Genomic DNA, 13,666 nt, shown 5'->3' with positions numbered 1-13,666 from the left:
TCATGCTATTCTGCTACCAGATAGGTATAAGTTTCTTCTTTGTAGTACTCGTAATCATCTTCTTCATAAACTTCGTGTATGATGAGCGTGTTTCCGGAGAAGCTCAAAGTGACGAACTCATCTTCATACCATTGGTTGTCCCACGAATAAAATATGGTTCCTGCATCTTTGTTCTTCCATTTCCATGATGAGATGCCGATTGCTCCATCTACGTAAGTAACCATATATGTTCCTGACTTGGAGAAAAGCACTTCGTCACCGAATGTTTCCATTATCTCATAATCCTGCCAGTTGTCGCGTGTTACGGTGGCACTGAATGATTGGTCGCCTTCCGTTAGATTTATTTCCAGTTTATCCATTCTCCAGGTGCGGCACAATGCGTTTGTCATGTCGTCGTCGGCCATCACCTCTTCCTTTTCTACGGTGAGGGTCACCGGGCCGCCTGTTTCGGGAGTCAGTTCGATGCCTGTAACTGTCTTGTCTTCGGCATAGATGATTTTGACGATGCCGAATCCTTCCAAATCGAAGCTTCCGTCAGCGAGTTGGGTGTATGTGCCGTAAATGATGCCGTTGTAGTTTGTTGCGCGCGACGCATCGGTCTTGTCCTGATAGAAGAAGCTGCTTTTCTTTTGTCCGCTTCTTGCCTGTTGTGCATAGTAGCTGCTGCCAGTGATGACAATGTAGTTTCCGCTTGCTCCCAGTTCGATGCTTCTGTATTGGGAGCCGGGTGAAGTGATGTTGTATTTTCCGCTGACGGATTCATACTTTGGGGTTCCTAAACTGATGCTTCCATCATCGTCGCCGCAGGATGTAAGAATCGGCGTAAAGAAAAGCAGCAAAACTGCGATGTACCAGAAATTTTTTAATGTCTTCATAGCTTTAATCTTTTAAATTAATAATGCGTAAGATAATAAGACTTTCTGGATTAAGAAAAAGACAGTTTTGGCTGTTTTTACTATGACTGGCCTAAGTGCAGTTATGAGGGGTGAAAATGTGATTATCCGGATGAAAAAATGATCATACCTTTCATGATATCTCCGTCTTTAAGGTAGAGATATGTGTCTTTAGGTTAAGTATATGTATCTTCAGACTGAAGATTTATATCTCCAGCCTGGAGATAAAGCATATGGGCCGGTATGTATGTCTTTATTTGGCGGAAAAAGGAAAACCTCAAGAAGAAAACTTGTCTTCCTCTTGAGGCTTTCCTTTGATGTGGATGGTGACGGCTTGTCAGAATCCGGCCAGTTCGATGATCTTGTCTACGGCAGCACTCAGTCCGTCGGGGTTCTTGCCGCCCGCCGTTGCGAAGTGAGGCTGGCCGCCTCCGCCGCCTTGAATCAGTTTGGCAGCCTCGCGCACCAACTGGCCTGCGTTGAGTCCGTTCTTCACAAGGTCGTCGCTGATCATTACGGTCAGCATGGGCTTGTTCTCGAATGCGCTTCCGATGGCCACAAACAGATTTTCGGGAATCTGTCCTTTCAGTTGGAAGGCGATGTTCTTGACCGTATCAGCAGGCATCGGAAGAACAGACCTGATAACTTTTACGCCGTGGATTTCTTTTGCGCTCTCAATCAGTTTCGCCTTTATTTCGGCTTCTTTTTCTTTCATGAACGCTTCTACTTGCTTTTTCAAACCGGCATTCTCGTCAATGTATTTTCTGATGGCCGCTTTCAAATCAGGCGCATTGTTGAACAATGCCCTCAAGTCGTCGAGCGTGTCCTGGATGGAGTCGAGCATTTCTTCTACCTTGGCTCCGGTAACCGCTTCGATACGGCGTACGCCGGCAGCTACCGAACTTTCGGAGATGATCTTCACCATTCCGATCTTTCCCGTGGCCGATACGTGTGTGCCGCCGCAGAATTCGATGGACGAACCGAACTGTACGACACGCACTTCATCGCCGTATTTCTCTCCGAAAAGCGCGATGGCTCCCAGTTCCTTGGCCTTTTCAATCGGAAGGTTGCGGTATTCCGTGAGAGGAATGTTCGCGCGGATCTTAGCGTTTACCAGATGTTCTACCTCACGCAGCTGTTCCGGAGTAACTTTCTGGAAGTGAGAGAAGTCGAAACGCAGCGAATCGGGGGTGACGAGCGAACCTTTCTGCTCCACGTGTGTGCCCAATACCTGGCGCAGCGCTTCGTCCAGCAGGTGCGTACACGAGTGGTTGGCTGCACAGGCTGCACGGCGGTCGGTGTCTACGCATGCCATCATCGGTGCATCCAGATGCTCCGGCAATTTCTTCGCGATGTGGATCGGCAGGTTGTTTTCTTTTTTAGTGTCGATTATTTCGATGGTTTCGAATTCGCTGACCAGCGCACCGGTATCTCCTACCTGACCTCCACTTTCTGCGTAGAACGGAGTTTCGCTGAGAACGATCTGATAGTAGGTCTGATTTTTCTGCTTGACTTCGCGGAAGCGGAGAATGCTTGTTTCATATTCCGTATAGTCGTATCCTACAAATTTGGTTTCGCCTTCTTTCAGCACCACCCAGTCGCCGGTTTCAACGGTAGCAGCGTTGCGTGCCCGCTGTTTCTGCTTCTGCATTTCGGCGTTGAACTCGTCTTCGTTCACCGTCATCTGGTTTTCGCGCAGAATCAGTTCGGTCAGGTCGAGCGGGAAGCCGAAGGTGTCGTACAGCGTGAATGCGTCTACGCCGCTGATTTCCTTTTTCCCGGCTGCCTTGGCATCGTTCATAACCTTGTCGAGCAGGCGTATGCCGGTTTCGAGTGTGCGGAGAAAAGTTTCTTCCTCTTCTTTCATCACCTTTTCGATCAGCGTCTGCTGAGCTTTCAGTTCGGGATAGGCGCCTCCCATGTTTTCTATCAGTACCGGAACAAGTTTGTACATGAATGCCTGCTTTTGTCCGAGGAACGTATAGGCGTAGCGTGTGGCGCGGCGGAGAATGCGTCGGATGACGTATCCGGCCTTCGCATTCGACGGCAGCTGTCCGTCGGTGATGGAGAAGGCAATTGTGCGGATGTGATCGGCCACTACACGCATGGCAACGTCTACTTTCGGATCTTTGCCGTAAGTAACGCCTGCAAGGTCGCCGATGGCTTTGATTATAGGCTGGAACACGTCGGTGTCGTAATTCGACTTCTTGCCCTGCAATGCCATGCAGAGGCGTTCAAATCCCATGCCGGTATCAATAACCTTTGCCGGAAGCGGTTCCAGGCTTCCGTCTGCTTTCCGGTTGTACTGCATGAACACCAGGTTCCAGATTTCTATTACCAGCGGATTGTCCTTGTTCACCAGTTCGCGTCCGGGAACTTTAGCCTTTTCTTCATCCGGCCGGAGGTCGATGTGGATTTCCGAACACGGGCCGCATGGGCCGGTTTCTCCCATTTCCCAAAAGTTGTCGTGCTTGTTTCCGTTGATGATATGGTCTTCCGGCAGATACTTTGCCCAGTAGGAAGCCGCCTCATTGTCGCGTTCAAGTCCTTCTTCCGGACTGCCTTCGAATACGGTTGCATAGAGGATTTCCGGATTGATTTTCAGCACATCCACGAGGTATTCCCATGCCCATCCGATGACTTCTTTCTTGAAATAGTCGCCGAACGACCAGTTTCCTAGCATTTCAAACATGGTATGGTGATAGGTGTCATGGCCCACTTCTTCCAGGTCGTTGTGTTTTCCGCTTACGCGCAGACACTTTTGTGAGTCGGTGACGCGTTTGTATTTTGCAGGGTGGTTTCCAAGAATGATATCTTTAAACTGATTCATGCCTGCATTGGTAAACATCAGTGTCGGATCGTCTTTGATGACCATCGGTGCTGACGGAACGATCTGATGTCCTTTAGACTCGAAAAATTTGACGAACGAGTCACGAATTTCATTTGCTGTCAACATAATCGCTATCTTGTCTTGTAGTTAATATTCTCAAAATCGATTTGCAAAGATAATCGGTTTTATTATTTTTGTCTGTATGTTTGGTACAAAAACTTGATATGTTGTGCCTTAAAAAACTTCAAATCAGGACGTGAATGCGTAAAGTTTACTATATCTATAACCCTCGGACCCGTACGTACGACCGGATTTATCCTACCGTCAGGCAGCGGGTGCTGAGTTACTTGAGGCGTTTGTTTGTGGGAATGGGGCTGGGTGCCGGAAGCTTTATCGCGCTGCTTCTGGTGTTCGGATCTCCTTCGGAAAAGAATCTCCGGATTGAAAATGCCCGGCTGGTTTCGCAGTACAACATCTTGTCGAGCCGCCTGGATGAGGCGGAAGAGGTGATGTCGCGTTTGCAGCAGCGTGACGACAATCTGTATCGGGTGATAATGCAGGCCGATCCCTTGCCTGAAGAGCTGCGTACTGCAACTTATCATAATACCAACCGTTACCAGGATCTGGTGGGGATGGCAAACAGTGAGCTTGTCATCAATACGACGCGCAAGATGGATTTGCTTGCGCGTCAGATATACATCCAGTCGAAGTCGTTTGACGAAGTGGTGGCTCTTTGCAAGCAGCATGACAAGATGCTGACATGCATCCCGGCCATCCAGCCGGTGGCCAACAAAAACCTGAAGCAGACGGCCTCGGGGTATGGCATGCGCATTGATCCCATTTACAAGACAGTCAAGTTTCATGCGGGCATGGATTTCTCGGCCAATGTTGGCACGCCTGTGTATGTGACCGGAAACGGCAAGGTGAAACAGGCCGGATGGGACGGGCTTTATGGCAACTGCATCACCGTTGATCATGGATTCGGATACGTTACACGTTATGCGCACCTCAGCAAAATAAAGGTGAAGGTGGGGCAGGAAGTGGTCAGAGGTGAAGTGATAGGAGAGGTGGGCAGCACGGGCAAGAGTACGGGACCGCATCTCCACTATGAAGTGCATGTCAAGGGGCAGGTTGTGAATCCCGTAAACTATTATTTCATGGATTTGAGTGCCGACGAGTATGACAGGATGATAGAAATCGCTTCAAATCACGGTAAGGTGTACGACTAAAAGACTAGACATATGGCTTTCAAGACAAACAAGGAATTGAAACTGTATTACTCCATCAGTGAGGTTGCCCGGATGTTTGGGGTGAACGAATCATTGTTGCGGTATTGGGAAAAGGAGTTTCCGATAATCTCTCCCAAGAAGGTTGGTGGAAACATCCGTCAATACAGAAAAGAAGATATTGAAAATATCCGTCAGATATACTATCTGGTTAAGGAAAAAGGCATGACATTGGCCGGAGCCAAGCAGCGTCTGAAGGTGGGTCCGGAAAGTGTTGCACGGAACAGCGAAGTGCTTGAACGTTTGAAAAGCATCAGGGACGAACTGGAACAGATGCGCAAGGAACTTGATTACGTAACGTGAGGTGCAGTGTTCCGGTATTTAGCGCAGAGGCACGGAACCGCAATCCGGATTTCCGTGCCTCTGCGCCAGAGTCTGGTTAGTCTGTGATTTCATCATCGAAATTCTCGATGCGGGTCACTTTATTGATATGCTCCAGCTTTTTCAGGTTGGAGCAGATTGTATTTACGTCATCCACATCATGTACGAGCAGTTGGATGCGTCCCTCAAAGATTCCGTCGTTCGACTCGATGTTCAGTTTGTGGATGTTCACGTTCAGCTGCTGCGAAATGATTTGCGTCACTTCGTTCAGAACGCCGATTCCGTCTATACCTTTTATATATACGTTGACGGGGAAATTCAAGGCCTTGCCTATTTCCCATTGCACGGCAAGCAGGCGGTTGCCGAAGCTGGATTTCAGTTGCGCGGCGATGGGGCATTGCCGTTTGTGGATAATGATGCGGTTGTTGTCATCAATGTATCCCAGCACATCGTCCCCTGGTATTGGCTTGCAGCAGTCTGCTATGATATAATGCTTCTGAAGTTCGTCGGGAGTCAGTTTTACAATCTTTTTCTTGTCGATGTTCAAAGGCTGTGCAGCCTGTTCTGCCTGCTGCGGCTGTTTGGATTTGCTGCTTCCGAAGGCAAAGGATATATATTTCTTCCAGCTTGTTGTGGCAGGTTTCTCTTTCAGTTCGTTCCGCTCAAGATCTCCCAGTATAATGCTTTTCTGTCCGATCTTGTAAGTCAGTTCGTCGGCCGATTTCAGATTATGCAGTGTGCAGAGCTTTTGGATATTCTGCTCATTGTATTCCAGTCCTTCTTTTTTGAAGAAATCGCTGAGCATGTCTTCACCCTGCATTTGGAATTCCTTTCTTTCCCGTTTCAGTATGGATGAGATTTTCGCCTTTGCTTTTGCCGTGGTTGCGAAATTGATCCACGACGGCTGCACTTTCTGCGATTTGGATGTAAGGATTTCCACCTGATCTCCGCTTTGCAGTTTATGGCTTAGCGGAACCAGCTTGTGGTTGACCTTAGCTCCGATGCAATGGCTTCCCAGAAAGGTATGTATGGAGAATGCGAAGTCAAGAGCCGTCGCATTTTGCGGCATGGTCTTTATTTCTCCTTTAGGAGTGAATACAAATATTTCTGAAGCGAACAGATTCAGCTTGATGGTATCGAGGAAGTCGAGCGCGTCCGGTTGCGGATCGTCCAGAATCTCTTTGATTGTTTTCAGCCATTTGCTGAGTTCTCCCTCATCTTCGCTTCCTCCGCCTTCTTTGTATTTCCAGTGAGCGGCAAATCCCTGTTCAGCCACATCGTTCATGCGCTCGCTTCGTATCTGCACTTCAATCCACTGTCCTTTGTTGCTCATCAAAGTGACATGGAGAGCCTGATAGCCGTTTGCCTTGGGGTGGCTTACCCAGTCGCGCAGACGGTCGGGGTGCGGTTTGTATATTTTTGAGATGGCTACATAAATGTTGAAGCAGTCGTTGAGTTCCTCTTCTTCGTTTCGGGGGGTAAAGATGATTCTTACGGCAAGGATGTCATAGATTTCTTCAAACGTGATGTGCTTGTTCTGCATCTTGTTCCATATGGAGTAGGGCGATTTGATTCTTGCCAGGATGCGGTAGGGAAGCCCCATCTTGTTCAGTTGTGCCCGTATCGGTGCGGTAAACTCTTCGAATACCGTTTCACGTTCGGCCTGCGTAGCTTTCAGTTTGTTTTCGATTTCCTGATAAGCTTCCGGATGTTCGTATTTGAAGCTCAGGTCCTCCAGTTCGGTCTTGATCCGGTTCAGTCCGAGCCGGTTGGCAAGAGGAGCGTAGATGTAAAGCGTTTCTCCTGCAATTTTGTACTGCTTGCTTGGAAGCATTGAACCGAGGGTGCGCATATTGTGCAGGCGGTCGGCTATCTTAATGAGTATCACCCGGATATCATCGTTCATCGTCAGCAGCAGCTTTTTGAAATTTTCGGCCTGTGCGGAAGCTCTGTCCCCGAAGATTCCTCCGGATATTTTTGTCAGTCCGTCAACGATCTGCGCTATTTTAGGTCCGAACAGGTTTTCAATGTCTTCTACCGTGTAGTCTGTGTCTTCCACGACATCGTGGAGCAGAGCTGCGCAAATAGACGTAGATCCCAGTCCGATTTCACAGCATGCGATGCGTGCAACGGCTATGGGGTGCAGTATATAAGGCTCGCCCGAACGCCTGCGCACTCCTTTGTGCGCTTGTCGGGCGAAGTTGAAAGCTTTGGTGATGATTTCTACTTTTTTTCTGTGCCTGCTTTCAAGGTATCTGTCCAGCAACTCTTGAAATGCGTCGTCAATCAGTTTTTCATCTGCTTGCTCTTGCGTAAGTTTTTCATCTGTCATATTTCTCTCCCTCGTTTTGAATCTGTTTTGCAAAAATAGGAAAAAATATGAATCATGCAAGCGAATGTTAGTTTTTCTTTATCTGATTCTGAGCGACTTACCAGCCCGTATATTACTTCCCTTTATTCCGTTCAGTCTGCGTAACTGATTGATACTCACACCGTATCTGGCTGCTATTCCACCTAAAGTTTCTCCGTTGCGAATACGGTGGTACACGGCTTTTCCTTTGCTTGTTCCCGTTGCATTCTTTACCGCAACGGTTGAGCGTCTTGTCAGGTAGGTGTCTGCCTTGTAAGCGTAAATGCTGTCTTCCTTGTCGATGAAGGTGCTGACCATGTTTGTCGGAAGCCGCAGTGCATACGGCTTTTCGTTTCCGGGTATGAGGTCTTTCTTAAATTCCGGATTCAGTGCGCGAAGTTCGTCAATGTTGATTTTGCATACGTCGGCAACCTGGTTCAGGTTCAGCGGGCGTGAAACGTGGATGGTATCCGTGCTTTCGGGCATTCTCATTTCCATGGGACTGATGTAATGCTCGCAATAATAGGTCATGATGTAGTTTGCCGCTATGAATGCCGGAACATATCCTCGGGTTTCCTTTGGGAGATAATTGTATATTTCCCAAAAGTCTTTGTCGCCTCCTGCGCGTCTGATAGCTTTGTTGATGGTTCCCGGTCCGCAATTGTAGGCTGCCAGCACCAGATTCCAGTCCTGATAGATGTCGTACAGGTCTTTCAGGTAACGGGCTGCGGCACGTGTAGACTTGATCGGGTCGCGCCGTTCATCGACCAACGAGTTGACTTTCAGTCCGTATACTTGTCCTGTGCGCAGCATGAATTGCCATAATCCGGTGGCTCCTTGTGTGGAAGTTGCCATCGGATTCAATGCCGATTCGATGACCGGAAGGTATTTCAGTTCGAGCGGAAGGTCATACAGGTCAAGCGCCTCTTCAAAAATTGGCATATAGAAATTGTTTGCGCTCAGCATAAACGCTACTTTCTGCCGGAGGCGGGTTGCATACATGTCAATGAATTTCCGTACAATTTCGTTGTATGGCATTTCTATAATTGCGGGAATCCGTTTGAGCCGGTCCATATAGATGGAGTCGCTGACGGGCGGATTCTCGGTGCGCATGGTGCAGTTTTCGTTCGGGTTGATATAGTGCTTTGATATCCAGTCAAGATACAGGCTGTCTGTTGTAGAGATCATGCCCTGGGGCAAATCAATTTCCTCCTTTTGTCCGTCTGCTGCACTAATGACAATACTCTTTTCCGTTTCTTGTCCCGAAAGCAGTGATATGCTGAGGGTTGTGCAGGTAAATAAGCTGAATAATAGTTTTTTCATGGTTTAAAAATTAATGCTGCATTGCACTCCGATTCCTTGCGGACGGCCTCGGAACGCATCGTTAAAAACTGTCGGCTGCCATGTCATGGTCAGGTCTTTGCTGATATCGAAATCAGAAAGCTCGGCATCTACGTATGCATCGATCACCGAGAGCAGATATACTCCGATAAAGGCGAATATGCTTAAGTCCCTTTGCCGGCGGTATAAGTCTTTTCTTCTTCTGAAAAGGTCTTGATAATATTCCAGTCTGTCATTCACGTCTACGCCGGGGGGAAGGAAGTCTTCATAGCTGTTGTTGTTCGGATTGTTGCTCATGATGTCCTGATAGGCTTGAGAGTAATCCTTGTACATTTGCCCGTTCCACGTCAGCGCATAGGCACAACCGACAAATCCTCCGTAGATAATAGGCAGTTTCCAGTATTTTCTGTTGTATATTTGTCCGGCTCCGGGTATAACCAGGCTGAGCCATACCGTCTTGTTAGAGTTGGGGATCCACCGTTTCTTCTCTTGCTGCGGCATTGGAACCGTTGACTGGATTGAATCATTCTTTCGTGCCAGTTCGGCCGTGTCTATCGGCGCTTCGAGGGATGCGGTCTTTTCATTTTCCAGCCACTCGGCAGAATCACGGGCAAATGTGAGCGTGTCTTTCAAGCTGATTGCCTGAAGCGAGTCTTTCCGGTCCATGGCCCGGATGGAGTCTGCCGACAGGATTCTTTCCCGGTGCTTGCGTGCACGCTGGGCATGCGCTTCCGTGTATCCCATGAATGAAGTGCAGCAGAACAGCAAGAAGGACAGAATATATGTAAATGTATGCGGTTTCAAATTGTCTGTTGTTTATTCCGATTTCTTCAAGGAATCCAGAATTTCCATTATACGTTCAAGGTCTGATTCACTGTTGAAAGGAATGCTGATCTTTCCTTTTCCTTTCGGAGTGCATGATAGCTGCACTTTTGTTCCGAAAAAAGAGCAGAGATGATTCTGCAGCATGGTATATTCTTCTGAAAGTTTCGTGCCTTTAGGAGTAATCTTTTTTCCTCCCGATTCCACACTTTCTCCCGATGCCAGCGCTTTTACGATTTCTTCAACCTTTCTGACCGAGTATCCCTGTGAAATGATTTCGTTGAATATCTTGATTTGGGTTTTCGGATCGTCCAGCGCAAGAAGCGCTCTGGCATGTCCCATATCTATTTCTTTGTTTTTCAAAGCCATCTGTATGGGGGCAGGCAGTTTCAGCAGGCGCAGGTAGTTGGTAATGGTGGCGCGTTTTTTTCCAACCCGTTCGCTTAGCCGCTCCTGCGTCAGTCCGTATTGTTCGATGAGATGCTGGTATGCCAAGGCTATCTCCAGCGAGTTCAAGTCTTCTCGCTGGATATTTTCAATCAGTGCCATTTCCATCACATTCTCGTCATCGGCTGTGCGGATGTAGGCGGGAATTGTTGTGAGTCCGGCCATTACGGATGCCCGATAGCGCCGTTCTCCTGCAATGATCTGATAAGAGTCTTCCGACAGTTGCCTCAAGGTTATCGGTTGGATGATACCTATTTCCCCGATAGATTCGGCCAGGTCTTGCAGGGCGATCGGATCGAACTCCCTTCTCGGCTGGTTCGGATTGACAGAGATCTTGCTCAGCTCGATTTCATTGATTGATGAAGAACCTGACGTCTTCACTTCTTCGCTTGAAATCAGAGCGTCAAGCCCTCGTCCCAATGCATATTTCTTTTGTACTGCCATTTGCTTACTTACTGTTTCTTGTTATAATTTCATTGGCCAAGGCCAGATGGTTTTTCGCTCCGGTAGAATCTGCATCATACAGAATGGCCGGAATGCCGTGGCTGGGAGCTTCGCTCAACTTGACATTCCGCTGGATGATTGTCTTGAATACCAGCTCCTGAAAATGCCTTTTCACTTCATCGTAAATCTGGTTTGCCAGTCGGAGGCGTGAATCGAACATAGTCAGCAGGAATCCTTCAATTTCCAGCGACGGGTTCAGTTTGCTTTTTATAATTTTTATTGTGTTCAGCAGCTTGCTGATTCCTTCCAAGGCAAAATATTCGCATTGTACCGGAATGATTACAGAATCGGCTGCTGTAAGCGCATTGATGGTTATCAGTCCCAAAGAAGGCGAACAGTCAATCAGGATGTAGTCGTATTCCCCTTTCATTGGTTCAAGAGCCTGGCGCATGATTTTTTCTCTTTTTTCGAGGTTGAGCATCTCGATTTCTGCTCCAACCAGGTCGATGTGAGAAGGAATGATGTCCAGCCCGTCAATGTCTGTCGTATAAATGGCTTCCCGGATATCCGCCTGGTTGATAAGACATTCGTAGATTGAACAGTCAATATCTTTCAAGTCTACACCAAGACCGGATGAGGCATTAGCCTGTGGGTCAGCGTCAATCACTAGTACTTTCTTCTCGAGAGTAGCTAAAGATGCAGCCAAGTTGATGGTGGTTGTGGTTTTTCCGACTCCACCTTTCTGATTGGCTATAGCAATAATTTTTCCCATATTAATCAGTTTAATCTGATTGCGAAGTAACTAATAATATGTGACACTTTCCATCAATGGAGGGTTACTTTTTGATGAAATGTTGATAAGTCACAGCTTTTGTTAATAACTTCAGCGTTGGCAAAGATAGGAATTTTCGTTTAAATCCGGTTGCCGGTTTGATAAGATTAAGATTTGTTGTAACTTTACGCTCGCTAAACGAAACGCTTATATATGACAGAAAAACCATTGCTGCTGTTGTCAAATGATGACGGCTTTGACTCTAAAGGACTTAAGGAACTCATTGAAACTTTGCGCCCTATGGCTGACTTGATTGTAGTGGCCCCTTCCGGTCCCCGCTCCGGTTCTTCGGGAGCCATTACGTCGCAAGTGCCTCTGCGCTGCAGTTTGGTTTCTGAGGAGCCGGGGGTGACAGTCTATAAATGTAGCGGAACTCCTGTTGATTGTGTGAAACTCGCGTTGAATTCTTTTGTTCCGCGTATGCCTGATATGGTGATAGGGGGCATCAATCATGGAGATAATTCTTCGGTTAATGTCCATTATTCCGGAACAATGGGAGTGGTGATAGAAGGCTGTCTGAAAGGAGTACCGTCGGTGGGATTTTCTTTATGTAACCATGCTCCCGATGCTGACTTCTCTGCAACTTTGCCTTATGTGCGCCGTATCGTTGCAAATGTTTTGGCCGAAGGGCTGCCTGTGGGAGTTTGTTTGAATGTGAACTTTCCTGATGTACCGGATCTGAAGGGGGTAAAGGTTTGCCGGCAGACTGACGGTGTGTGGGCAAGCGAGTTTGCTGAAAGAAAACATCCGCATGGGGATGTCTATTATTGGATGACAGGAGTTTATGTAAACAATGAACCTGACGCGCCTGATACGGATCATTGGGCCCTTGATCACGGATATGTTGCCATAACTCCCACCCAGATCGACATGACGGCTTATGGACAGCTGAAAAGGATTAATGACTGGAACTGGAATTTATGAGATATTATTTGATTGTAGGAGAAGCTTCGGGGGATTTGCATGCTTCTAATCTGATGAGGGCTATCAGAAGGGAAGATGCTTCTGCCGAATTCCGTTTTTTCGGGGGCGATTTGATGGCTGAAGCCGGAGGTACAAGGGTGAAGCATTATAAGGAACTGGCTTATATGGGATTTATTCCGGTTCTGCTTCATTTGCGTACAATTTTCCGCAATATGGACTTTTGCAAAAAGGATATCGTTTCGTGGAATCCCGACGTGCTGATATTAGTGGATTATCCCGGCTTTAATCTGAAGATCGCCGAATATGTAAAGGCGCATACTCGAATTCCGGTATTCTATTATATTTCTCCGAAAATCTGGGCATGGAAGGAATACCGGATAAAAAATATCAAGCGTGACATTGACGAACTGTATTCTATATTGCCATTTGAAGTTGAGTTCTTCAAAAATCATCATTATCCGGTCCATTACGTTGGAAATCCATGTGTAGATGCTGTTGGTGCATATTGTGCAGAGCATGCTGCCGATACGAAAGAACGGTTTCTGGCGGACAACTCTCTTTCTCCGCGACCGATTGTCGCTTTGCTTGCCGGAAGCCGCAAACAGGAAATTAAGGATAACCTGACTCGTATGCTTCAGGCTGCGCAAAGTTTTCCGGATTATCAGTTTGTGGTAGCTGGGGCTCCCGGCATTGAGCCTGATTTTTATGGAACTTATATTGATGCAGAAACGAAAATCGTTTACGGGCAGACTTACAGGCTGCTGAAGTATGCTTCTGCCGCTCTTGTGACCAGCGGTACGGCCACTCTTGAAGCGGCTCTTTTTCGTGTTCCCCAAGTGGTGTGCTACTATACGGCTGCAGGAAAGCTCGTTTCTTTTCTGCGCCGCCATATTCTGAAGGTGAAATATATCTCTTTGGTGAACTTGATAGCAGGGCATGAAGTTGTGGCAGAACTCGTGGCAGATGGAATGACCGCAGATAATCTGAAGAAAGAGCTTGCGGGGATTTTGCCGGGAGGAGAAAAGCGGGAGAAAATCTTGTCTGGTTACGATGAAATGATTCGGATTCTGGGAAATTCGGGCGCATCGGAGCGTGCGGCTAAGATGATGGTCGGACGGCTGAAAGAAATCCGCACATGCTGACGGATAGAAAAAAGGGCATGAACTTGCGCAATAA

Annotated in this window: 11 protein-coding genes; 4 read left to right on the top strand and 7 right to left on the bottom strand. The window is 47.5% G+C overall.

The window, feature by feature from the left end; genetic code table 11:
• Window positions 1-5: 5 nt before the first annotated feature.
• Window positions 6-875 (bottom strand): hypothetical protein, encoded by an 870-nt coding sequence (locus NW212_RS10740; RefSeq protein WP_258338648.1) that lies wholly within the window; start codon window positions 873-875, stop codon window positions 6-8.
• A gap of 355 nt (window positions 876-1,230) precedes the next feature.
• The gene (gene alaS / locus NW212_RS10735; protein ID WP_258338647.1) at window positions 1,231-3,849 is read right to left on the bottom strand and encodes an alanine--tRNA ligase; all 2,619 of its coding nucleotides are present in this window, start codon (window positions 3,847-3,849) and stop codon (window positions 1,231-1,233) included.
• Between the two features lie 134 nt (window positions 3,850-3,983).
• Between alaS and NW212_RS10730 the strand changes: the two genes are divergently transcribed.
• Both NW212_RS10730 and NW212_RS10725 read left to right on the top strand, forming a co-directional pair.
• Window positions 3,984-4,952: a M23 family metallopeptidase gene (locus tag NW212_RS10730; RefSeq protein ID WP_258338646.1), complete on the top strand. Its 969-nt coding sequence runs from the start codon at window positions 3,984-3,986 to the stop codon at window positions 4,950-4,952.
• Between the two features lie 12 nt (window positions 4,953-4,964).
• A complete protein-coding gene (locus NW212_RS10725) occupies window positions 4,965-5,312 on the top strand; it encodes a MerR family transcriptional regulator (RefSeq protein ID WP_258338645.1) in 348 nt (115 codons plus the stop codon).
• 76 nt (window positions 5,313-5,388) lie between these two features.
• Here NW212_RS10725 and NW212_RS10720 read toward each other — a convergent pair whose 3' ends face one another.
• From NW212_RS10720 to NW212_RS10700, 5 genes are all read right to left on the bottom strand, one after another.
• Window positions 5,389-7,662, bottom strand: coding sequence for a bifunctional (p)ppGpp synthetase/guanosine-3',5'-bis(diphosphate) 3'-pyrophosphohydrolase (locus tag NW212_RS10720; RefSeq protein WP_258338644.1), 2,274 nt, complete (start codon window positions 7,660-7,662; stop codon window positions 5,389-5,391).
• Between the two features lie 78 nt (window positions 7,663-7,740).
• Window positions 7,741-9,003 carry a lytic transglycosylase domain-containing protein gene (locus tag NW212_RS10715; protein WP_258338643.1) on the bottom strand — a complete coding sequence of 421 codons (1,263 nt, stop codon included), beginning with the start codon at window positions 9,001-9,003 and terminating at the stop codon, window positions 7,741-7,743.
• Between the two features lie 3 nt (window positions 9,004-9,006).
• On the bottom strand, window positions 9,007-9,825 hold the full coding sequence (locus tag NW212_RS10710) for a DUF5683 domain-containing protein (RefSeq protein ID WP_375337983.1): 819 nt from the start codon (window positions 9,823-9,825) through the stop codon (window positions 9,007-9,009).
• Window positions 9,826-9,837: 12 nt separating this feature from the next.
• A complete protein-coding gene (locus tag NW212_RS10705; RefSeq protein ID WP_258338642.1) occupies window positions 9,838-10,734 on the bottom strand; it encodes a ParB/RepB/Spo0J family partition protein in 897 nt (298 codons plus the stop codon).
• Between the two features lie 4 nt (window positions 10,735-10,738).
• Complete coding sequence (locus NW212_RS10700) at window positions 10,739-11,506, bottom strand: ParA family protein (protein WP_258338641.1); 768 nt, start codon at window positions 11,504-11,506, stop codon at window positions 10,739-10,741.
• 213 nt (window positions 11,507-11,719) lie between these two features.
• On the opposite strand from NW212_RS10700, the gene surE reads away from it, so the two are divergent.
• Both surE and lpxB read left to right on the top strand, forming a co-directional pair.
• Window positions 11,720-12,490: a 5'/3'-nucleotidase SurE gene (surE, locus tag NW212_RS10695; protein WP_258338640.1), complete on the top strand. Its 771-nt coding sequence runs from the start codon at window positions 11,720-11,722 to the stop codon at window positions 12,488-12,490.
• The gene (lpxB, locus tag NW212_RS10690; RefSeq protein WP_258338639.1) at window positions 12,487-13,632 is read left to right on the top strand and encodes a lipid-A-disaccharide synthase; all 1,146 of its coding nucleotides are present in this window, start codon (window positions 12,487-12,489) and stop codon (window positions 13,630-13,632) included. Before surE ends, lpxB begins: the two co-directional genes overlap by 4 nt.
• Window positions 13,633-13,666 lie beyond the last annotated feature (34 nt).

The organism is Bacteroides sp. ET225 (assembly GCF_024733745.1).
GTDB classification, from domain to species: Bacteria; Bacteroidota; Bacteroidia; order Bacteroidales; family Bacteroidaceae; genus Phocaeicola; species Phocaeicola excrementipullorum.
The sequence above is the reverse complement of the archived record's forward strand: the minus strand, read 5'-3'. Positions and strand labels throughout refer to the sequence as shown.